The sequence below is a fragment of the Amycolatopsis sp. NPDC004079 genome (assembly GCF_040610415.1).
GTDB lineage: Bacteria > Actinomycetota > Actinomycetes > Mycobacteriales > Pseudonocardiaceae > Amycolatopsis > Amycolatopsis halotolerans.
Genome location: NZ_JBEXMH010000007.1, coordinates 198,084 through 217,416, shown reverse-complemented (window position 1 = coordinate 217,416; position 19,333 = coordinate 198,084). Strand labels below are relative to the sequence as shown.

At 71.3% G+C, this 19,333-nt stretch carries 22 protein-coding genes; 12 read left to right on the top strand and 10 right to left on the bottom strand.

The genetic code is table 11. The features are described from left to right. Positions 1–337 precede the first annotated feature (337 nt). Both ABZX37_RS10995 and ABZX37_RS10990 read left to right on the top strand, forming a co-directional pair. Positions 338–1,336 carry an alpha/beta hydrolase gene (locus ABZX37_RS10995; protein ID WP_354738250.1) on the top strand — a complete coding sequence of 333 codons (999 nt, stop codon included), beginning with the start codon at positions 338–340 and terminating at the stop codon, positions 1,334–1,336. Positions 1,337–1,740: 404 nt separating this feature from the next. Next, on the top strand, positions 1,741–1,947 hold the full coding sequence (locus tag ABZX37_RS10990) for a hypothetical protein (protein WP_354738248.1): 207 nt from the start codon (positions 1,741–1,743) through the stop codon (positions 1,945–1,947). Positions 1,948–2,312: 365 nt separating this feature from the next. On the opposite strand, the gene ABZX37_RS10985 is transcribed toward ABZX37_RS10990, so the two are convergent. Next, on the bottom strand, positions 2,313–2,852 hold the full coding sequence (locus ABZX37_RS10985; RefSeq protein ID WP_354738246.1) for an NUDIX domain-containing protein: 540 nt from the start codon (positions 2,850–2,852) through the stop codon (positions 2,313–2,315). A gap of 828 nt (positions 2,853–3,680) precedes the next feature. Here ABZX37_RS10985 and tgmA point away from each other — a divergent pair. From tgmA to ABZX37_RS10970, 3 genes are read left to right on the top strand one after another with little or no spacing between them, the layout of a single operon-like run. Beyond that, positions 3,681–4,022 (top strand): putative ATP-grasp-modified RiPP, encoded by a 342-nt coding sequence (gene tgmA / locus ABZX37_RS10980; protein ID WP_354738244.1) that lies wholly within the window; start codon positions 3,681–3,683, stop codon positions 4,020–4,022. Positions 4,023–4,033: 11 nt separating this feature from the next. Further along, on the top strand, positions 4,034–4,993 hold the full coding sequence (locus ABZX37_RS10975; RefSeq protein WP_354738242.1) for an MvdC/MvdD family ATP grasp protein: 960 nt from the start codon (positions 4,034–4,036) through the stop codon (positions 4,991–4,993). Continuing rightward, entirely contained in the window at positions 4,990–6,198 is a 1,209-nt protein-coding gene (locus ABZX37_RS10970; protein ID WP_354738240.1) for a methyltransferase domain-containing protein, read from the top strand. The genes ABZX37_RS10975 and ABZX37_RS10970 overlap by 4 nt, the downstream gene beginning before the upstream one ends. A 102-nt stretch (positions 6,199–6,300) precedes the next feature. Here ABZX37_RS10970 and ABZX37_RS10965 read toward each other — a convergent pair whose 3' ends face one another. The 5 genes from ABZX37_RS10965 to ABZX37_RS10945 form a co-directional block, all read right to left on the bottom strand. After that, positions 6,301–6,684 carry a hypothetical protein gene (locus ABZX37_RS10965; protein WP_354738239.1) on the bottom strand — a complete coding sequence of 128 codons (384 nt, stop codon included), beginning with the start codon at positions 6,682–6,684 and terminating at the stop codon, positions 6,301–6,303. 115 nt (positions 6,685–6,799) lie between these two features. Continuing rightward, positions 6,800–7,135, bottom strand: coding sequence for a hypothetical protein (locus tag ABZX37_RS10960; protein WP_354738237.1), 336 nt, complete (start codon positions 7,133–7,135; stop codon positions 6,800–6,802). Beyond that, positions 7,128–7,448, bottom strand: coding sequence for a hypothetical protein (locus ABZX37_RS10955; protein ID WP_354738235.1), 321 nt, complete (start codon positions 7,446–7,448; stop codon positions 7,128–7,130). The genes ABZX37_RS10960 and ABZX37_RS10955 overlap by 8 nt, the downstream gene beginning before the upstream one ends. Continuing rightward, positions 7,448–8,047: a DUF4254 domain-containing protein gene (locus ABZX37_RS10950; protein ID WP_354738233.1), complete on the bottom strand. Its 600-nt coding sequence runs from the start codon at positions 8,045–8,047 to the stop codon at positions 7,448–7,450. Before ABZX37_RS10950 ends, ABZX37_RS10955 begins: the two co-directional genes overlap by 1 nt. Continuing rightward, positions 8,044–8,271: a hypothetical protein gene (locus tag ABZX37_RS10945; protein ID WP_354738231.1), complete on the bottom strand. Its 228-nt coding sequence runs from the start codon at positions 8,269–8,271 to the stop codon at positions 8,044–8,046. Before ABZX37_RS10945 ends, ABZX37_RS10950 begins: the two co-directional genes overlap by 4 nt. A 346-nt stretch (positions 8,272–8,617) precedes the next feature. On the opposite strand from ABZX37_RS10945, the gene ABZX37_RS10940 reads away from it, so the two are divergent. Both ABZX37_RS10940 and ABZX37_RS10935 read left to right on the top strand, forming a co-directional pair. After that, on the top strand, positions 8,618–9,445 hold the full coding sequence (locus tag ABZX37_RS10940) for a hypothetical protein (RefSeq protein ID WP_354738229.1): 828 nt from the start codon (positions 8,618–8,620) through the stop codon (positions 9,443–9,445). Between the two features lie 5 nt (positions 9,446–9,450). Continuing rightward, positions 9,451–10,263 carry a hypothetical protein gene (locus ABZX37_RS10935; protein ID WP_354738302.1) on the top strand — a complete coding sequence of 271 codons (813 nt, stop codon included), beginning with the start codon at positions 9,451–9,453 and terminating at the stop codon, positions 10,261–10,263. Between the two features lie 221 nt (positions 10,264–10,484). Here the strand turns inward: ABZX37_RS10935 and ABZX37_RS10930 are convergent, their stop codons facing one another. The 4 genes from ABZX37_RS10930 to ABZX37_RS10915 form a co-directional block, all read right to left on the bottom strand. Continuing rightward, positions 10,485–10,697: a hypothetical protein gene (locus ABZX37_RS10930; protein WP_354738227.1), complete on the bottom strand. Its 213-nt coding sequence runs from the start codon at positions 10,695–10,697 to the stop codon at positions 10,485–10,487. Between the two features lie 308 nt (positions 10,698–11,005). Continuing rightward, entirely contained in the window at positions 11,006–11,584 is a 579-nt protein-coding gene (locus ABZX37_RS10925; protein WP_354738225.1) for a GNAT family protein, read from the bottom strand. 158 nt (positions 11,585–11,742) lie between these two features. Then, positions 11,743–12,627, bottom strand: coding sequence for a phosphotransferase (locus tag ABZX37_RS10920; RefSeq protein WP_354738223.1), 885 nt, complete (start codon positions 12,625–12,627; stop codon positions 11,743–11,745). Beyond that, entirely contained in the window at positions 12,620–14,065 is a 1,446-nt protein-coding gene (locus ABZX37_RS10915) for a hypothetical protein (protein ID WP_354738221.1), read from the bottom strand. Before ABZX37_RS10915 ends, ABZX37_RS10920 begins: the two co-directional genes overlap by 8 nt. A gap of 116 nt (positions 14,066–14,181) precedes the next feature. Here ABZX37_RS10915 and ABZX37_RS10910 point away from each other — a divergent pair, with 116 nt between their 5' ends. The 5 genes from ABZX37_RS10910 to ABZX37_RS10890 all read left to right on the top strand — a co-directional run bounded on the left by ABZX37_RS10910 (position 14,182) and on the right by ABZX37_RS10890 (position 19,293). Then, entirely contained in the window at positions 14,182–15,003 is an 822-nt protein-coding gene (locus tag ABZX37_RS10910; protein ID WP_354738219.1) for a bifunctional DNA primase/polymerase, read from the top strand. Beyond that, positions 14,982–16,283 carry a lanthionine synthetase LanC family protein gene (locus ABZX37_RS10905; RefSeq protein ID WP_354738217.1) on the top strand — a complete coding sequence of 434 codons (1,302 nt, stop codon included), beginning with the start codon at positions 14,982–14,984 and terminating at the stop codon, positions 16,281–16,283. Before ABZX37_RS10910 ends, ABZX37_RS10905 begins: the two co-directional genes overlap by 22 nt. Further along, positions 16,280–17,515 (top strand): lanthionine synthetase LanC family protein, encoded by a 1,236-nt coding sequence (locus ABZX37_RS10900; RefSeq protein WP_354738215.1) that lies wholly within the window; start codon positions 16,280–16,282, stop codon positions 17,513–17,515. Before ABZX37_RS10905 ends, ABZX37_RS10900 begins: the two co-directional genes overlap by 4 nt. 127 nt (positions 17,516–17,642) lie before the next feature. After that, on the top strand, positions 17,643–18,683 hold the full coding sequence (locus ABZX37_RS10895; protein WP_354738213.1) for a trypsin-like serine protease: 1,041 nt from the start codon (positions 17,643–17,645) through the stop codon (positions 18,681–18,683). Positions 18,684–18,759: 76 nt separating this feature from the next. Then, positions 18,760–19,293 (top strand): XRE family transcriptional regulator, encoded by a 534-nt coding sequence (locus ABZX37_RS10890; protein ID WP_354738211.1) that lies wholly within the window; start codon positions 18,760–18,762, stop codon positions 19,291–19,293. Positions 19,294–19,333 lie beyond the last annotated feature (40 nt).

Here is a 19,333-nt window from a genome sequence, read left to right as displayed (position 1 = left end):
CGGATCAGCGTCGTAAGGTCGGTGGAGAGCATCGGCAGCGCATCAGACGTTCGCCGACGTTCGAGGAACTCCTCTGCTTCGGGTCAACGGCGTCGTCGAGGATCGTGGCGCATCCGCGGTTCGGCCGGAGGCCGGCGTGCCCGCGCAGGGCAGTGCCGATGCGGGTCGGCAGGCCGTCTCGGCGCCGACCTCGCGGCCGGAGCCGCGGACGACCAGCCGCACTCGACCGACGCCGACCACGACGGGACTGTCCTGCCGCTCATCAACCCCGGTGAACCAGTTCGCCGCTGCCGCGGGGCAACCCTCCGCGGGTGCGTCCGGCCGCTACGGTCGGACCATGTCGTACCGCCCGCGTTCCGCGACGCGCATTGCCGTCGCGCTCGGCGCAGCGCCTTTGGCACTGGCCGCAGCGAGCGCCGCCTGCACTATTGCCGCCGAACGCCGCGACGCTCTCCGGCATCCCCCGCCCGGCGAGACGGTCGACGTCGGCGGACGCCGGATGCACGTCTACTCGTCCGGTACATCGAGTCCTGCTCTGGTGGTGATCCCCGCGCTGAGCACGCCTGCCGTGGAATGGGTACGGGTTCACCGGATTCTCTCCGAGCGCACCGACGCGCGGATCATTCTGGTCGACCGTGCCGGCACCGGCTGGAGCGATCCCGGGCCGTGGCCGCGGACCATCAGCGTGATGGCCGACGAAATCCACGACCTGATCACCGCTCTGGACATCACCGGCCCGCTCGTGCTGGCAGGCCACTCCGTCGGCGGGCTCATCGCCCGTCTCTACGCCGCCCGCCACCGCGAGCTCGTCGCCCGGCTCGTCCTCGTCGACTCCAGCCACGAGGACCAGTTCGCGCGCATCCCCCAGGCACTCGGCGGCCACATGCTGCTGGCCCTAGCCGTGCGCCGACAGCTGCAGGTCCTAGGAATGCAGCGCCTGGCCCACGTTCTCGGGCTCCGGCACGACTTGCAACGCGACGCCCAGCGCGAAGCCCCCGAAGACCTAGCCGACGCTCACCTCGCCCGCTGCCTCTCCCGTTCCTTCCGCCGCACCGTCGTCCAGGAATGCCTCGGCGTCCGCAACGGACTGCAGCCGCTGCGAACCGAAGCCCGCGAACTCGGCGACCTTCCCCTCACCGTCGTCACCGCAGGACCTCACGACCGCGAGACCTGGCACCACGAATGGCTTGCCCTGCAACGAGAGTTCCTCGACATGTCCACCGACAGCCGTCAGATCGCCATGTTCGGCAGCGGGCACCACATCAACCACGACGATCCAGCCGGCATAGCCACGATCCTGCACAAGGAACTCCGCTTCGCCGGCCAGCAGGGGTGACCGCGCGCTGAACTGCGCCGACGAACTGGCTCGTCATCCGCCCTCGCCGAGTCCGCTGGCCGACCGTAATTGCCGCGACCGCTTCTGGGCCTTCGCGAACGCGTTAATCCCAACCCCCGGTTGGACATGCGCAGTGAACCGGACATCACACCTGCGTGTTGGCAGCAGCGATGACCATCTAGCCTGCCGATGCAGTGCCTTCCGCCCAAGCCAGTCTCGCGGAGGCCACCACGTTCATCGGCTGCTGCGACTCTTCCCGAATACGGCGAGCTCAGAGATCGCACCAGCCAACCAACCACCACTCCGGGGTTCACGACCCGCGAACCTTGCGGACTCCCCCCACGTTTTGCCGTTACCCGTGCGGGGGTTGGCGTTGCCTTGTGGTTACAGGCAGCGTCGAGCACATGAGGTCCCGCGAGATCCGACTACGGCTTCCGCTCGATGTGCCGCCGACTCGTTACGCGGCGATCGTGCACGCCGTCGCCGCCGTGCTCGGTGCGGCGGGAATGCTCGCCGGGTCGTCGATCCTCGTCGATGCCGCAGCCCGCGACGAGGAGCTCAACGAGGCATTCGCCCGGTTCAGTGCCGCCTACCCCTGGAGCGACACCTGACCACATCCCATTGCGCCCGGACGAGCGACCTCCGCCCGCCGGCATACCCACGCGCCGCCCGAGCCGCGGCCGCCGAGAGAAACATCCGGTCGCCCGGAAGGGATTTCCGCGGGGAGTCGAACGGTGCCGACGCTGCCGACGACGCATGGCGGCGACGCCCCCGGACAATGGGAACTCCACCGCCGGGCCTCGGCGCTGGTCGAGCGACTGGCCGCCGCCGCCCCGGATTACTTGCGCGTCCTCGACCGGCGAGACCACCACGCGGACGCACTCGTGGACCTCCTCACGGAGTGGATCGCCGACGCTCCTGCGCGGCCGCACCGCGTCCAAGCTCCGCCTCACACGCAGCGACGACCGCCGACCGTTCAGCCCATTCCCGCCGCGACCAGCGCACGCAACAAATCCGACTCGCCACCCCGCTCTGCCGCCGACGCAATCGATCCGATGACCGGAAACAGCGTGCCCGCCAGCAACCGCGTGTCCTCGAACATCGACAACCTCTCCAGGTCGTCCTCGGCGAACCAGCCGAACGGGTGGACAGGTTCCTGGTCCGGCACCGGCGAGTCCGCGATCGCGACGTACTGATGGTCGACATGAACGTGCGGCTCGGCCAGGTGGTTGTCCGCGGGAACCAGCACCTCGGTGATCCACCACGGAGCGGCCACCCGCTCGTGCGGGTAGCCGCCGGGCAGCGCGGGCGTCGGGCAGGCCAGCAGCCGGACCTGCAACAGTCCCGTTTCCTCTACCGTCTCCCGCACCGCGGCCTCGGCCTGCGTCTCGTCGTCCTCGACATGCCCGCCGGCGATCATGTGCCGACCCAGGCGCGGCTGCGCGACCAGGCCCAGCCGCCAACCCTCGGGAAACTGGTGAAACACGAAGGTCGAGGCCGTAGCGTGCTTGATCATCGAGGCGGCTCCCGCATCGGTGGTTCGTGGTCGCCGACGAGCGTGCCAGACCCTCCCGCCCGTGCCGCGACGCCCCGCCCAACGACCGTCGGCGACTTCGCCAGAACTGCCGGAATGCGCTGCCGATGACACTGTCCGCCTCCGAAGCGCTGACCAGCTGCCGCGCGGTCCCTGCGTCAACGCAACCCGAGAAGAGGGATCTGCGCAAGCAGCCTGTCGATGGCCTGATTGCTCGTGTCGAACAGTCGCATGGCGTCGGTGCGCGTTGCGGAAACCCATGGTTCGGAAGCGTCTATCCGTGGGTACGCGCAGCGACTGCGGAACCTGGGTTCGTGTGGAGGCCCAGCCGTTGGGGTGAGTTGGGAAGTGGTGGCCCATGCCCTGAACACCACGTCCGACGAACCCGGGAACGGCTGCGGTAGCAGGGAGCGGAGCCCGAAACCTGGACACCGCCCGCCGGATCACTCGCCCAGGGAGGTAGCACCGGATGACCGACCTGGGTACGCCGCGAGCGACATGATCGGCGAGATCCCGCTTCACATCGACCGGCGTGTCGTCGTTGAGACGCAAGTACGGTCTCGCGCTTCAGGCAACGTCGCCCGCCGCCCCTGGCCTGCGACAGCGGCACAGCTCGGCGAGGACCGTCAGAGCGCGCGGGACGGACCGAATTCCGTATGGCCAGGGCTTCGCGACTGCGAAGGCAGTGCCTCACGACGGAGTCGTGCAGCGGCCGTACAGGGCCGCGTCTCGACCAAGCCCGCCGGATGGATCTGTACTGCCGGGAATGCGGCAGCTACGGTCGGTTGTCGAGTACAGAAAAGAGGAGCCATGTCCGGAACGCTCGACCCGATCGGTGACAGCGAACCGGCCAGCTCGCTGACCGGGCCGCTGTCCTCGGTCGACATCCCGAGCCCAGCCCGCACGGTGGCGCCCGGCATCCCCGCCGACTTGCTCGCGTCGGCGGAAGCCCTGCCGCTGGCCCTTCGGCACTCGCGACCTGCTCCGGAGCGCGAGATTCCCGCGCACCGGTACGACCCAGTCGCCCAGGTGGCCGTCGATCCGGAGGGCAGGCCGATGACGCCGAACCTGGCGAAAGACTGGACGTCCCTCGACGGCACCCACACCGACGGCGACGGCGGCGACAACGAGACGTGGGCCTGGGAAGAGTAACGGGTGACCTCATGACGGTGCTGGTGCTTGCCCGCGATTTCGACCCGACCGCCGACGCCGTGGTGACGGCGCTGGCCGATCGGGGCGTGCCGGTGTTCCGCACCGATCTCGCTGCCTTCCCGTCGCGGCTGCGGATGAACGCGCGCCTGCGGTCAGGGCGGTGGACGGGGCGGCTGTGGAACGACCACCACGAGGTCCGGCTGGAGGACGTCCGGTCGATCTGGAACCGAGGGCCCCGCACCTACCACTTCGACGACGCGCTCCCGCCCGCACTGCGGGAGTTCTGCTACCGCGAGGCCAAGCTCGGCGTCGGCGGCGTCCTGGCCGCGTTGGACGCGCTGTACGCGAATCACCCGAACCGGTGCGCGGACGCGATATTCAAGCCCTACCAGTGGAAGATCGCCGCCGAGTGCGGGCTCGCGGTAGCCGACACCGCGATCACCAACGACGTCGACGCGGCCCGTTGGTTCATCGGCGACCGCCCGCGCGACTCGATCACCAAAGCGCTCGGCCCGACCGGGATCATCGTGGACGGCGAGGCCCGGGTCTCCCACACCCGGCCGCTGTCCGACGAGGACCTGGCCGACCTGGACGCCGTGGCCATGACCGCGACCACCGTGCAGCGGTGGGTCCCGAAGGCCTTCGAGGTCCGGCTGACCGTGGTCGGCGCCGAACTGTTCGGCGTGGCGATCCACGCCGACAGCGAAGACGCCCGCATCGACTGGCGCTCCGACCCCGCCGCGTTGCGGCACGAGCTCATCGACGTCCCCGGACCGGTGGCCGAGGGCGTCGCCCGGTACATGCGCCGGACCAGCCTGGCGTACGCCGGGTTCGACTTCGCGGTGACGCCGTCCGGCCGGTGGACCATGCTGGAGGCAAACACCGGACCGCAGGTGGGCTGGCTGCAGGCGGCGACCGGCGCGCCGATCACCGACGCACTGGCCGACCTGCTCGCGAAGGGCGCGACATGACGGCCACTCCCGCCACCGCGACCGGCGGTGCCCTCGTCGACTGGCCGGCGCGGGCCGCCGCGCTCGCCGACGAACTCGCCGCAGCCGGGAAACTCGCTTCGCCTGCCTGGCGCGCGGCAGTGCAGGCGGTGCCGCGGCACCTGTTCGTCCCGCGGTTCTACGTCCGCCGCGACGACCGCATGCACGCTCTCGCGGCCGACGACCCGGCCACCAGCCGCGACTGGGCGGAACAGGTCTACACCAACACGGCGCTGGTGACCAAGCTCGGCCACGACGAACCCGGCGGGCCGCCGGTCTACCTGTCCTCGTCCAGCACTCCCGGCCTGATAACGCGGATGCTGGAGACGCTGGACGTGCACGACGGCCACCGGGTTCTGGAGATCGGCACCGGCACCGGCTGGAACGCCGGCCTGCTGTGCCACCGCCTCGGCGCGGCGTCCGTGTTCTCCGTGGACATCGACCCCGACCTCATCGAGACCGCGCGGGCGCGGCTGGCAGGACTCGGCTACCGGCCGACTCTCGCCGTCGCCGACGGCGCCCTCGGGCTGGCCGCGCACGCCCCGTACGACCGGCTGATCGCGACCTGCTCGGTGCCCTCGATCCCCTGGGCCTGGGTGGAGCAGGTCCGCGTCGGCGGCGTGATCCTCGCCGACCTCAGGGCCGGGCTGGGCGCGGGCAACCTGGTCCGGCTCACCCGCACCGCCCCCGACCGGGCCGAAGGCATGTTCGACGCCGGCTACGCCACCTTCATGCAACTGCGCCATACCCCCGGGAGCAGCCCGGTCCCCTTCATGCGCGCTTCGGCGGACACCCCGGTCAGCGAGTCCGCCACGACGCTCGACCCGCGCACCCCGTGGTCCAACCGCGTCGTGTGGTTCCTCGCCGCGCTGCGGATCGGGCGACGCTACCGACTCGGCTACACGCGCGGCGACCCCCGCCACGGCCCCGAGGCGGTCAGCATCGCCACCGCCGACGGCTCCCGCGCCGAAATCGCCCTCGCCGCGGGAGAACACGGCGCGCACGCTGTTCGCGAGACCGGACCGGCACGCCTGTGGCAGCACGTCGAACACGCCCACCGGCAATGGGCAGCCGCCGACCAGCCCGACTGGCCGCGCCTGGGCCTGTCGGTGACCCCGACACAGCAAACGATCTACGTTGATGCGCCAGGAAACCCGCTCGCCACCCTGACAACCCCGGCCGTGTGACAGTCCCTTTGGCACCAGCGTTCCACTGGTGCGCATAGCCTTGCGACACTCCGCGGGACCCGGGCTCGACGCCGTCGACGACCTGGACCGATGGTGCTGCCATTACCGCGTCGCCGTGTCGAGCCCGGCCAGCGCGTCCCGCAAAATGATGACGGCCCCGCACAAGGCGAGCTCGTCGCCGGCTCCCGCGGCGAGCAAGTCGGCCGGGGCGGCGGTGAACGCGCGGGCGGTCCGGCGTGCGGCGTCCTCCGTGCTGTGCGGGCAGCCCGCCGATTTCAGCGCGGCCAGCGCCGCGGGAAGCTCGCCGGTGCCGCAGATGCCCAGATCCGCCGCCTCGGCCGCATGCTGGAGCACCAGGCCGACGACCTGCTCCATGCCTCGGCGGGCCGCATCCGGCCCGCAGAGATGAGCATGCCTGGCGGAGGCGACCACGCGTCGGCGGATCGCCGCTCCTGCCGCGTCGCCGCCCGGCCCGTGCCCGGTCATCGCTTTCCCCTTCGCAGCGGAACGTTTCCTGCACGCCAGATCGGCTGCGTCATCGCGTGCAGCCGGGCAGCTTTCAGGCGCGTAGGACGGATTGTCGTGGAGCGGGAGTGCGCGATCAGCCCGCGGTCTGGCGCTGCCCCAGCAGGCTGTGACGTCCGGTGCGGGTGACCTCGGCGGGTTCGCTGATCAGGTTCCGGTGGGCGGTCCGCCAGACCGTGCACCGCGAACGCCGGAACCGGAACGGCCACCATTTGGAGCATTCCCGGCACCGGCCACGCTCGTCTGATGCGTGCACGGCGAGCAGTTCCCGCCACGCATCGGCCCACTGGGGAATCACGGTTTCCGCCAGTTTCGATTTCGACGGGTCGTCGGCTTTGCCCAAGAGCCCCTCGACGTAGTCGAGTTGCTGCTTCACCCCTGTATGCAGGGTTGCGTTCAGGTTGTCATCCACGGTGGTTCTCCTCGTTCGGCGCGCGGGACGGCCGGGTCGGCGTGGTGCGGGGACCCGGTTTCGGCAGGCGCGGGTGCAGTTCGGGCGGCACGAAATCCTCGATCCGCAATTTCGCGGCGGACACGACGTACGCCGCGTCGTAGAAGCGACGGCACGGCCAGGGGACGTCTTTCCCGCAGGTCGGGCAGCGGTCCAGTACCTCGGGTTCGGGCAGGTGCCGGGTCAGGTCGTGGACGGCCGCGCCGACGCTGCCGACGCGACTGTCCGCGGGGACCACGATGCACCTCCACGGCCGGACGAGTGCGGTGGCCATCAGAGGAATGCCGACCCGCTCGGGCCGTCCGGCGTCTGCCGCACCGGAAGACGACGCCGTCCCAGCCGCAGATCCGTGGCCAGGTCGTCGAAGGCACAGACCAGTTCGGCGAGCTGCGCCGTGGCGCGCCGGGCCCGGGCGTCGTGGTCGCGTGCGCGGGCGCCGGCCGGGATCCGGCCGTGTGCACGCACGGCCGCCATCCGCGCCACGAGCTGCCCGAGCGACTCGGTGTGCAGCATCCCGGACCGATCTGCCGGGAGTGTCGTGGCGGCCCACCGGTCGATTCGGCGGACCACCGCGGCGCAGGCGACGGCGTGCGCCCGCACGGCACGGGCGGCGTCAGCGCGCACCGTGTCGTCCGCGCCGGGGTCGCCGACGATCCGGAACGCGCTGGCGTGCATCTGGTGCGCGGCCGCCATCGCCGCCGCACCGGCCAGCACCGGATGCCCGTAGCCGCCGACAGGGGCCGTCTCGAAAGCCCGGACCACGGCCGCAGCGCGAGGCAGCGACGTCTGCCCGGCCCCTGCACCCGCGCCGGACCGGCCGACGTTGCAAGCTCCGTGCGGCACGGTGAGCGCAGGGGTGTCACCGGGCTTCACGCGCGCACCACCCGCGTGCGCTGCCACGGTGCCGGGGCCGGGTCCGGGTCGTGTTCCGGCCACTGCGGCGGCTGCTGCGGTTGTTGTGCTGCCATCCAGGCATGCAGCGGGCGATAGCGGAAGATGTCGTCGGCGAGGCCGCATTCCGCGAACTCCTCACGCGGCTTTACCGGTCGCCGGGCGTCCGCCTGTTCAGGAACGGTTGCTGTCGTGGTCTGACTCATGGGAACCAGCTCTTCCTGGTCGAGGAGAGATCGGCCGCAGCGGGGTGGCGCGCCGGATCGGGTGGTTGCCCGGCTGTGGCCGCGGCCGGCACCGCTGGGCGTCAGGCCCGTGGAGGTGCGCCGCACGGTCATGCGCCACCGCGGGCGCGAGGCTTGGCTCAGGGCAGGCGCCGTGCTGCGGCATCCCGTTTCCGCGTGATGGCACTGGGCCGTCATCCTTGCCTCCGCAATTTGTTGCTACCTAGCAATTCTCGGGCCCGACCAGAGTCGTTGATCAACTTGCTAGGTAGCAACTTGATGCTAGGCGGCGCTGATCAGCTCCGTCAAGATGGCTAGACTCCCGAGGGTGAGCACCCCACGCGAGTTCGACGAGCTGCGCGCCGACCCCGACCACCTCAGGCGCGGTCGCCGAGCGACCGAGCTGATCGAGAAGAACGGGCAACGCAGCATCGAGCTCGCGCGCATCCGGAGCGACGCGGTCCAAGGCGCCCGCAGGGATCTCCTGATGAAGGACACCGAGATCGCTCCGGCGATGAAGCTGAGCCCGTCGAGGATGTCCAGGCTGATGAAGAACGCTCCCCCGCGCGAGCGCATCTTCTTCGGCGACGGGCCGGTGCGCCTCGGCGTGCCGTACCGCTACCAGACCCTCGACCGGGAACGGCCTGTGATCGCCGCGGAGGACGCCGAAGCCGCCGAGACCTTGACCGAGCTGCTGGGCAGCATGTCGTTGCTGGCCAAGCGCTACCAGATCGAACCCGACCGGGAGAACCTGCCCGACGGCGACGTCGTGCTGGTCTGCGGCCCCAAATCCGCGCCGGTAGGCAACACGCTGCTGCAGGACGATCCCGCTCTGGACATGGTCGAGCACGGCGGCCGCTGGTGGATCGAGGAGACCGCCACCGGCGCGCGGCACGGCTCCCCCGCCGACGAGCCCTCGCCCGAGCAGGGCGACATCGCGTACGTCGGCAGGCACATCCGCGACGGGCGCATCGTCGTGCACATCGCCGGCATCCACACCGTCGGATCCCTCGGCGCGGCGCACTATCTCGCCGCGAACCTACCGTCGCTGTTCGCCGAGACCGGCGACACGTCCTGCTCGCTGGTCGTCGGCTGCACCGTGGCCGGACGCGAGATCACCGGCAGCACGCTCGTCGCCGGGCCCTTCGTCTGGTGAGCACGATGCAAGCCCGCGTCAGCCAGTTGCCCCCGGCCCACGACAGCGACGACCGCGTCTTCACCACAGCACGTGCCGTGATCCAGCTCGACGGAGCATCGGCCTACGTGCCCGTCCCCGTGCCGCCCGCCCGCTACGCCGACGAACTCGGCGACAGCCTGCGCCGCGGGCTCGAGCGCGACCCGGGCGCCGACCTCGCCGCGGTTCTCGCCGCCGCGATCGGCGACGTCGCCCGTCTCTCGCGGCTGCAGCCCGGGCGATCGCCCTCCAGCACGGTCACGATCCTGCGCGAGCACGCCGGCTGGATCGACGTCCTGATCCTCGGAGACAACCTTGTCGTCCTGCCCGACGCCGTGCTCACCGACGACCGGATGAGCAACCTCGACCTCGCGCCGAGCAGGCGCTACCGCGAGCGGCTCGCCGGAGGCTCCGGATTCGACGACACCCATCGCGCCCTCCTGCGCGAACTCCAGACCCAGCAGGCCGCCCGCCGCAACCGCGACGGCGGCTACTGGATCGCCGAGACCGACCCGGACGCCGCTCGGCACGCCGTGGTCCACCGGTTCCCCGCCCGCGAGATCCCGTGGGCCGTGCTCGCCACCGACGGCGCCTACAAACCCATGCGGCATCTCGGCCTTGACGACTGGCCGCGGCTGGCGACCATGGACGACGACGCGCTCCACAGCCTCCTCGTGCAGTGCGAGAACTGGGAAAGCCACAACGATCCCGCCGCACAACGGCTCCCCCGCGCCAAACGCCACGACGACAAAAGCCTCGTCGTGCTGCGGCGCTCCAGCAGTCCGGTGCGCGCGTCCTGACCACTCGCGCCCGATCCGGACTACTGCGGTGCAATCGTTCGACGAGCCATTGTTTCCGGGGCGGACGCGGCAAACCGCTCTCGTGCGGCATCGGGACCATCAGCTCGCGGCCCGTCCGGAAGCGATCTCCGACCGGCAGCCGATCTACGCCGACGAGCCCGGAAACCGCTCGCCACCCTGCCCGACCCGGCCGTGTGACAATCCCCTGGGGCACCAGCGTTCTACTGGTGCGCGTCGCCTTGCGAGACTCCGCAGGACCCGGGCTCCGCCGCCGCCGACGGCCTGGGCCGGTCGTGCAGGTCGGCCGAGACGTTCGTCCCGGCGGCGTCCCGAACCGGCTGCACATCCGCCGGACCGGCGAACTCGGCGAGCAGACGCCGTGCCTCATCCTTGGTGTGCTCGTCGTAGTCGTCGCGCAGGACCGCCGTCAGCACTCGAACCGAGGATTCGCGGAACCCGGGATCTCTCCGCCAGACACCGGCCAAACCCTCCAGGCCCAAAGCTGCAGTTCGAGGCTCACGCAGCAGACCGACGGCTGCGGTGTACGCCCCTAACACTTCGATGGAACGCGTCTCCGGCACGCCCTCGACAATACCTGCCCAGGGACCTCCGCAGTCCTGACCACGCCTCCTAGCCCGCAACGCACGAGCGTTCCCCGGCACGACCTGTTCGGGACAGAGTCGTCGGAGCGGGCACGGCTCGAACCCGGTGCTGCATCGAGCGCGCTGGAGCCCTCGGAGGGTCAGCCGTGCGCCCGCCGAGACCGCTCGTCGGACAGAACCGAGTACAGGACGGAATCACGCCAGTCGCCGTTGGTGTAGACGTGATCGCGCAGGACGCCTTCGCGGGCGAACTCCAGGTGTTCGACGACCTTCTGCGAGGCGGGATTGTCGGGGCCGATAGCCACGGTGACCCGGTGGAGATTCAGCGGGCCGAACGCGAACGCGAGTGCGGTCCGCACCGCGTCGGTCGCGTAGCCGTTGCCCCAGTGCGCGGCGGCAACGGCGTAGCCGAGTTTCGCGGCCCGCACCCCGCTCAAGCCGAGGCGGCAGAACCCGATCAGCCGGTCGTCGTCGAGTCGCGTCATGCCCAGGTAGTACTCGGTGCGCGGCCGGGATTTCGCTCGTTCGACGGCGCTGTCGATCATCGCTTGCGTATCGTCCCTGCTCCTGCTGTCGAACGACAAGTGCCGGGTGACTTTGTCGTCGCCGACGATCGCGAAGGCGTCCGCGCCGTCGGCTGAGCGGAATTCCCGCAGTTGCGTCAGGCTGCCAGCGAGGGCGACCGGGGTGTGCGGGTCGTCGAGGTGGTTCGTCGTCATTGAGACAGCGCCAATCGGTTCGAGGCGAACGTGATGATCGAGCCTGCCAGTTCGGCCGAGGCGCGGCGATATTGGATCCGGTGAAGTTCAGCGGTCAGGATGCGGATGGGAGAGCGGTCTGCCCCGCGCCGACCGGCGGCCAGGCTGAACCAGCGACCTCAGGCCGCGTGCCAGTCTGTGTCATTGCCGGTGCGCAGGGAACCAGCGCGGGTCCGCAGTTCGTCGGCGGCGGCCTGGTCGCCATGGGCGGCGCGGCGCAGGAAACTTCCGAGAGTGTGCATGTCGCGTATGCGGGTGAGCACCTCGAGTCCTTCCCATTTGCGCGGGTCGTAGCCGTAGGCGTCGACAAAGGCGTCGATCTCGGATGGCGGGCGGCCGAAGCGTCGGCCTTGGATGGTGTTGGCAAGGTCCAGTTCGCGTGGACCGAGGGCGGGTTCGTCCCAGTCGCCGAGCAAGACTGTTCCGCCGTCGTTGTCCCACAGGGTGTTGCCAGGGTAGGCATCGCCGTGGATGAGTCCGCTGCCGAGCGGGAAGTCCAGGCTTCGGTAGCGCTCCAGCAATCGGGAGCGTTCCTGCAACAGCCATTTCCGGTTCCGGGGAGGCAGTGCGGTGTCGGCCTCGATCAGGTCTGCTAGCCCGGCGAGGGGTTGGGCCTCGGGCAGCTCGACCGGAGGCAGGGGAAGCCGGTGCAGGCTCCGCAGCAGCGTGCCAAGATGCGCTGCGCCCGGGATGCCGCGATCGTGCTGGTCGTGGTGCAGCCAGATCGTGACGACACGGTTGCCGACGACCATAGGCTGGTCGACGGCAGCGGGGTGTGTGCATGGGAAGCCTCGGCCGTGCAGCCACCGGGTCAGCGCAACGGCGCGAACGGCGCGGTCCGCGCCGTGGGCAGGAGCGGCTTTGAGGACCAGCCCGCCGTCGGCGGCGTGAGGCAGAAGGATCACGTCGGCGGCGTGCCGACGCAGCCGTGTGAACCCTGCCGGGTCGAGCCCGGTGCGGCGGCAGACGGACTCGACCAGGGCGCGCAGTGTGTCGTCAGGCACCCGATGATGGTAGGCGGCGCTGTGCGGGCGGCAGGTGGAGTGTGATCTGTCCGGCAACCGCTTCGGCCTCCGGCACGCCGTGATACTGCAGCTCCAACGCGCGACGGTGCAGATCGGTCAGCGCGCGGCTGAGCTGGCTGATGCGGTGACCTTCCGGCAAAGGCTTTCCGTCCGGTTGGGCGAGGGCCGCGGCAACGTCCTCTGCGGCGCCTGCACTGTCGCCCAGCTGCAGGCGAGCCTCGGCGCGCGAGAGCAGAGCTAGCGCGAGGTCGCCGTAGGACCGGTCGTGGTCGGGGCCGCGCTGATAGGCGTCGATGGCGAACTCGCAGTGATGGGCGGCCGGTTCGTACCTTCCCAGCAGCAGTTCCGTACCGCCTATGTAGTACTCGCGTTTGGCGCGGGGGAACGCCAGAAGTCCGCCGAGGTCGGCGACTCCGTCGACGGTGGGTGGTCCGGGCTCGCGCGCCGACTCCATGAGCCGCAGCATGGACTTCGCGGTCTCGGCGTCGCCGGCGCGGGCTGCGGCGCGGGCCCCGACGGCCAACAGCCGGCGGCGGGTCTGCGCACCCGTCGCGAACGCGAGGCCCTTGCGGACCTCGACCACAGCTTTTTCCGGCGTGCGCGACCACTCGAGCAGCAGCGCGGTCGTGGCATGCGCCGCTGCACGCAGCGCATCGCTGTCGACCACGTCCGCGAGCGAGCGTGCCGCGAACACGTGCTTGAGCGCGGCGCGAGGGCGTCCCAGGTTCTGCGTGCCGTGCGCCAGCAGCAGCCCTGCGGCGCTAGAGAGCCAGATCAGGTGTGCCTGTTCGTGCGGCCTCCGCGGCACAGTCAGCGCCCTGTCCAGTTCCCGATGCACGTCGAGAAGTTCCCGGTACACCTTCGGCAACGGCTCGTGCACGTAAGCCACCGCGAGCCGCGCGATCTCGATCTCGAGCCGGTCGGCCACTGCGGAATCGCCGACCAAGCCGGACATCCTGTCCGCCAGTGAGACAGCTGTTTCGGCGGAGACGTCCGCATCCGCGCCCAAATCAGCCAGCGACGTCACTCCCGGCACCGGGCCGCCGAGTGTGAAGAAGGCTTCTCTGATCGCCGGGTTCTGCAATCGCAGCAGGCCTGCGAGCGCGTCCTGGCTTGAAGGGCCCGGATCAACTCCGCGGCTCGGACTCGACCAGGTGTAGACAGTCGCCACGGAAACGCCCAGCATCTTGGCGAATTCGCCGACACCGCATCTCATCGCCCGTCGAAGGGCGGTCGCATCAGCACCGGTGAAAAACATACTTTCCATATTCCCCGCCGATCCTTCCTTCTCAGGGGAAGCCTCCCTCATTTCGCAACGGTCGGCAACGACGACCCGCAGCCGACGGTGCGAGAACGCTAGAAAGCCTGGACTTTCGTTTGCAAGGTCCATTGCAAGGTTTTTTACAAAGCGATACAAGACATTACAAACCGAGGGGTTCCGCATATCCGGCGCAGGGGCCAGGCTGACGGCCTCGCACGAAAGCAAGCCGCCAAAACACTCATTGGCAGGCGGGCAATACCAGGGGAGGCGACATGGCAGTTCTTGCGGACATTCGGCCGGAAACTGCTGCAGGCGAGGGCAGCTCGGTATTGGACGGCGGAGTCCAGCTCGCGCAAGAAGACCGCCGCGGACCGCGCCCGGGAGCTGCCGCAGACCGGCTGGCGCACGTCAACCCGGTGTCCCGGTTGCCGGTGAGCGGCGGTGCGGGCCTGCAATCGCTGCGCGAGGCCGCCGAGCGCTACGCCGCGCGGGGCTGGCCGGTGCTTCCCGGCCCGGCCTGCGACGGGATCGCGACCTGGCATCCCAACAAAACCGCGCCGGCTCGGCCCGGCGAAGCGGCGGTGGACGTGTCCGCCGCGACCACCGACCCCGGCGTCATCGGGGAATGGTGGTCGCACCGGCGGCACACGGTTGTCGTGCAGTCCGGACGGCGCTTCGACGTCCTGCGCACGCCGACCCTTCTCGGCTGGCGGGCGATGGCCGCGTTCGGCGGGCGTCGCCCGCTGGGCCCGGTGGCAGTGGCTCCCCAGGGAGTCTTCTTCCTCGTCGAGGCCGGAATCCCCTTGGACCGCAGGCTTTGCGAAGCCGCCGGCGTCGACCTCATGGCGCCGGGCACTCTCGTCACGCTTCCGCCGAGCCGGGTGTTCGGGGGCGCAGTCTCGTGGCGCATTTCGCCGGAGGACATCGAGGCATTGGGCGACTCCGGCCAAATCCAGGACAAGCTCGCCGACCTGCTGGCCTGTCCCGACCCCGCCCAGCCCGGGAACAGCCTCCCCGGCCTCGGCGGACGGCCGTATGCGGAACGGGCCGGCGTCGGGGTGCGCGGCGGCGCGTGTACGGCGGTGTCGCGGTGAGCGCGCTCGGCTGCCCCGATCCCTTCGCGGAAGTCCCCGCGCACCCGTGCACGCTGCTGGCCGACGGCCCGTTGACGACGACGCTGCGCCGGGCGGTCCGCGTCGGGCAACGCAAGGGGAGCCGCCAAAGACTGCGCGACGCGCTCGACCGGCTCCCGCCCGCGCCGACAGGCGACCTCCTCCCAGGCGAATCGTCGGGCGCATCGGCATTCGTCGGCGCGCCCGCCCTCGCGGCTGTCCTGCGGGTAGCGACAACCAACGCGCCGGACGACATCGCCGCGGACTACCGGCAGCGCTTCGAAGAGGCCGATGCCCGGCTGGACCTGATCGTGCGGGACCGGCTGTGGGCGGCGTACCGCCGCCTGGACGAGCGGACCGGGCCCGCGCGGGCGGAATTCTCAGTGAGAGAGGGCCTGGCCGGGCTTGGCCTGTGCCTGCTGCAGCGGCCGGGTCCGGACCCGCTGCTTGCGAACGTGGTCGAGTGCTTCGTCGAGCTGGTCCTGTCGGGTCGCGGGGAGCCGCGGCCGGGCTGGTGGGTGCACGACAGCCCGTGCCACGACCTGAGCGAGCGGAAGGAGTGGCCGCACGGGCACGCCGACCTGTCGCTGCCCGACGGGAGCGCCGGGATCCTGGCGCTGCTGGCCCTCGCCCGGAGCCAGGGCGTGTCGGTGTACGGCCTGGACGTGGCGATGCGGACGGTGGTCGAGTGGTACCGCGCGCATCAGCGGACCGACGAGACCGGTTATGCCTGGTGGCCGGACGTCGTCACCGATCCGGAACCCGACTCCGCGCCCGAATTGCACCTGCGGCAAGCCAACCATTCCGCGCCGGGCTGGTGCGGCACCCTCGGCATCGCCCGCAGCCTCCAGCTGGCCGGGATCGCGCTGGGCGACGACGAGCTGTGCGAGACCGCCGTCGACGCGGCCTGCACGGCGCTGATGAGGGACACCCACGAATTTTTCTGGGGCGGGCTCTGCCACGGCCCGCAGGGAGCCGCGCTGATCGCGAAGCGCATGTTCCGCGACGCAGGCGGCCCCTTCTCCGACGCGGCCGTCGGGGAGCTGCGCACGGCGCTGGACTGGAAGGCCCTGCCCACGACGCCACGCGGGGGGCTCCTCGACGGAGCGGTCGGAGTGCAGGTGTCCCAAACGCCGGACAAGAGCGAGACCGTCCTGCCGTCGCCCGGCACGGCCCAGTGGGACTCCTTGCTCGGCGTCGCCGCGCCCCGGCCCGCGTCCCGCGCCGTTCCGGCCCGGCCGCTGCTCGGGGAGAGCGCGTGACCGGCGAGTGCGGAGTGCTCCCCCGCGACCCAGCGCCCCTCGCAGCGTCGGCCGCGTCCGTTCCCCTCCTCGACGCCGGTCGAGCGTACGGCCGGTGCTCGCTGGCCGAGGACGGGCCGGTGTCGGACCTGATGCGGATGGCGGTGTCGGCGGGACACCGCGTCGGCCGGCGGCCTCCCCTGCGGCGGGCGCTGAAGGACGTGCTGGCCGTGCTGCCGGAGACGCCTGAGGCGCACGGGTCCCTGACCCGCGGCGTCCCGGCCGCCGCCGCGGCGATCCGCGTCGCGCTGGGCAACGCCGACGGTCTCGCCGCGCGCTACTGCGACGACCTCGCCCGGGCCGAGGCCCGGGTCGACGCGATCGCGGCAGCGCGGCTGCGCGCGGCACACCGCCGGATCGCCGCGGGGATCCCGCCCGTACCCGGCGAATACTCGTGGCGCGACGGCTTGGCGGGCATCGGCGCCGGGATGCTGCGACGCGAGCATCCCGAACGCGACGAGACCTTGCGCGCCGTGCTGCGCTACCTCGTCGCTTTGACCCGGCCGCTGACCCGGAACGGGGAAACCCGGCCCGGCTGGTGGCCGGCACGGCAGGACGACCCGTCGCACGACCGGGCCGACCTCGGCGTCGCCGACGGGACCGCCGGCGTCCTGGCGCTGCTGGCGCTGGCCCACCGCCGCGGCGTCCGCGTCGACCGCCACCGGGCCGCGATCCGCACGCTGGCCGACTGGTACCGGCTGCACCAGCAGGGCGCCGACGAGGACACCCCGTGGTGGCCGGAGGTCGTCTTCGGGCCGGAACCGGCGACCGGGCGCAGCGTGCGGCCGGATTCCGGCTGGGCGGGCACCCTCGGGATCGCCCGCAGCCTGCAGCTGGCCGGGATCGTGCTCGGCGACCCCGGCCTGCGCCGCGACGCGGTCGCCGCCGCCGAATACGCCCTGACGGAACCGATGTTCCGCAGCGGCGGGCTCTGCGGCGGCCCGCACGGCGCCGCTCTCACCGCCCTGCGCATGGTCCGCGACGAGGACGGGGGCGAACACCGCCCCCTCGCCGCGGCCGCCGCGAGCCTGCCGCGCGCCGCGGACCCGTCCACCCTCCACGGGGTCCCGGCCGGCGGCTTCCTCGACGGCGAAGACGGAGTGCTCGCCTCCTGCCCGCCCAACGGCCGCAGGCCCGCGCTGCCGGGTCCGGACGCCGAGCCGTGGGACTGGGTGCTGCTCACCGCCTGCTGACACCCACCGCCCCGCGGCACCGCGCCGCGCGCGGCTCCCCCGATCTCCCCGTGCCGTCGCCGGGACGGGGATGTCCGAACACGCCACCACAACAGAAAAGAGGCACAGTTTGCGTTTTCGAAGAGTCTTGACGTCCGCGGCCGTCACGGCGACAGCCGTCGGGCTGGTCGCCGGCCCGGCGACGCCCGCGCAGGCGATCGTCGGCGGCCACCGCGCGAGCGAGAACCTCTCCGGCATCGGCGCGATGGTCTACGACCACAACCAGGTGCCGGATTGGGACACCTGCGCCGCGCACCCGCTCGGGTCCGACGAGAACGGCCAGACGCGGTTCCTCGTGACCGCCGCGCACTGCGTGACAGTCATGCCGGGGCCGCAGTCGCAGCAGGTCCGCTCCATGACCGACGACGGCCGGACCCGCTACGAGAAGTTCCGGCGGGCAGCCGAGAAGGCCGGGAAGACAACCGGCGACCCCGGTTTCTCCCCCGGCGCGGCGGCAGGGTTGCACTCGACGCCCGAGGACCCGGCGACCTGGAACTTCATGTACGGCAACGTCAATCGCTTCGCAGCCGAGAAAGCCAAGATCAAGCGATTCATCGTCCCGGCAGGCTGGGCGTGGGGCGAAAAAGACGAGCACGGCGACGTCTGGGACCAAGGGCTCGTCGAGATGGAGGAGCCCATCCAGGTCGAGGGCGCGCTCGTCGCGCCGGTGCTGCCCTGGGCGCCGGTCACGTTGCAGGGCTGGGGAAAGGAAACCCCGAACCCGGAGTCGTGGAAGGGACCGCTCGGGCCCTGGCTCAAGGAGACCGACGTGCGGGTCACGGCGCGCTCGGAGTGCGCGGCAGCGGGCATCGGCCGGGACGAGGTGTGCCTCGGCACGCCCCCTGACCGCGGAGGCCCTTGCATGGGCGATTCCGGCGGCGGCGGCGACCAGCGCGTCGGGCCCTACGTGGTCCTGACCGTGCTCGTCTCCCGCGGCACCGCGGAGCACTGCGGCACGGCCAACGTGGCCACGTCGGTGTGGGCGCACGGGCGCTGGATCCTCTCCCAGATCCACGCGGCCGATTCGCAGACGCGGGTCGCCGTCGCCGATCCGGCCCAGATCCGCGAGGCGGCCGCCCGGCACCACGCGACCGTCCCGGCGCAGACCGACTTCGCCGCGGCCGGATGACACAGCGGCGGGCCGGGAGTGCGCCCGGCCCGCCGCGCGGCACCACCCGCACGCGACGACGGCAAGGACGGCCTCGATGACAGCAGCAGATCGCCCGCAGCGGAGCCTGTCCCGGCGGGCGGGCTCCTTGTCTCGCCTGACCGACGAGCTCGAGCTGCTGTACTGGCTCTTCCTGGGAGACGAGCTGCGGAAGCTGCGCGAACGGCGCGGCTGGACGCTGCTGGACCTGCGATCCCGGGTGTGCGGCGAGGTGTCCGAGCAGACCCTGGGGTGCTACGAACTCGCGCTGCGGCGGTTCTACGTGGTGCGGCTGGTCGATCTGTGCGTCGCGATGGACGAGTCGCCGCCGGACTTGCTCTCCCGGGTGCACGCCCGGCTCACGGCCGAGGGAACCGGCGGCGTCAGGGTCCGGCTGCTCCCGCTCGCGGAGGCCCGGGACCGGCAACTCGCCCCGGCGGCGCGCTGGGCCGGCGCCGGGCTCCGCCAGGGATCGCCGCCCGCCGTCGTCCGGCTCGGCCCGGCCGCGCTCCGGCTGCTGGCCGAACGGTGCGGCCTGCTGCCGGCCGGTTTCGTCGCACGCCTGCAAACCCTCAGCGCCCTCGGCGACTGAACCGCTTGCCGACCCGTTTTCCACCCAGGAAGGACGTTCC

What these genes read in the sequence shown, in the direction of transcription:
- ABZX37_RS10995 (WP_354738250.1), top strand. Translation starts at nt 338, where the DNA reads ATGTCGTACCGCCCGCGTTCCGCGACGCGCATTGCCGTCGCGCTCGGC.
- ABZX37_RS10990 (WP_354738248.1), top strand. Translation starts at nt 1,741, where the DNA reads ATGAGGTCCCGCGAGATCCGACTACGGCTTCCGCTCGATGTGCCGCCG.
- ABZX37_RS10985 (WP_354738246.1), bottom strand. Translation starts at nt 2,852, where the DNA reads ATGATCAAGCACGCTACGGCCTCGACCTTCGTGTTTCACCAGTTTCCC.
- tgmA (WP_354738244.1), top strand. Translation starts at nt 3,681, where the DNA reads ATGTCCGGAACGCTCGACCCGATCGGTGACAGCGAACCGGCCAGCTCG.
- ABZX37_RS10975 (WP_354738242.1), top strand. Translation starts at nt 4,034, where the DNA reads ATGACGGTGCTGGTGCTTGCCCGCGATTTCGACCCGACCGCCGACGCC.
- ABZX37_RS10970 (WP_354738240.1), top strand. Translation starts at nt 4,990, where the DNA reads ATGACGGCCACTCCCGCCACCGCGACCGGCGGTGCCCTCGTCGACTGG.
- ABZX37_RS10965 (WP_354738239.1), bottom strand. Translation starts at nt 6,684, where the DNA reads ATGACCGGGCACGGGCCGGGCGGCGACGCGGCAGGAGCGGCGATCCGC.
- ABZX37_RS10955 (WP_354738235.1), bottom strand. Translation starts at nt 7,448, where the DNA reads ATGGCCACCGCACTCGTCCGGCCGTGGAGGTGCATCGTGGTCCCCGCG.
- ABZX37_RS10945 (WP_354738231.1), bottom strand. Translation starts at nt 8,271, where the DNA reads ATGAGTCAGACCACGACAGCAACCGTTCCTGAACAGGCGGACGCCCGG.
- ABZX37_RS10935 (WP_354738302.1), top strand. Translation starts at nt 9,451, where the DNA reads ATGCAAGCCCGCGTCAGCCAGTTGCCCCCGGCCCACGACAGCGACGAC.
- ABZX37_RS10925 (WP_354738225.1), bottom strand. Translation starts at nt 11,584, where the DNA reads ATGACGACGAACCACCTCGACGACCCGCACACCCCGGTCGCCCTCGCT.
- ABZX37_RS10910 (WP_354738219.1), top strand. Translation starts at nt 14,182, where the DNA reads ATGGCAGTTCTTGCGGACATTCGGCCGGAAACTGCTGCAGGCGAGGGC.
- ABZX37_RS10890 (WP_354738211.1), top strand. Translation starts at nt 18,760, where the DNA reads ATGACAGCAGCAGATCGCCCGCAGCGGAGCCTGTCCCGGCGGGCGGGC.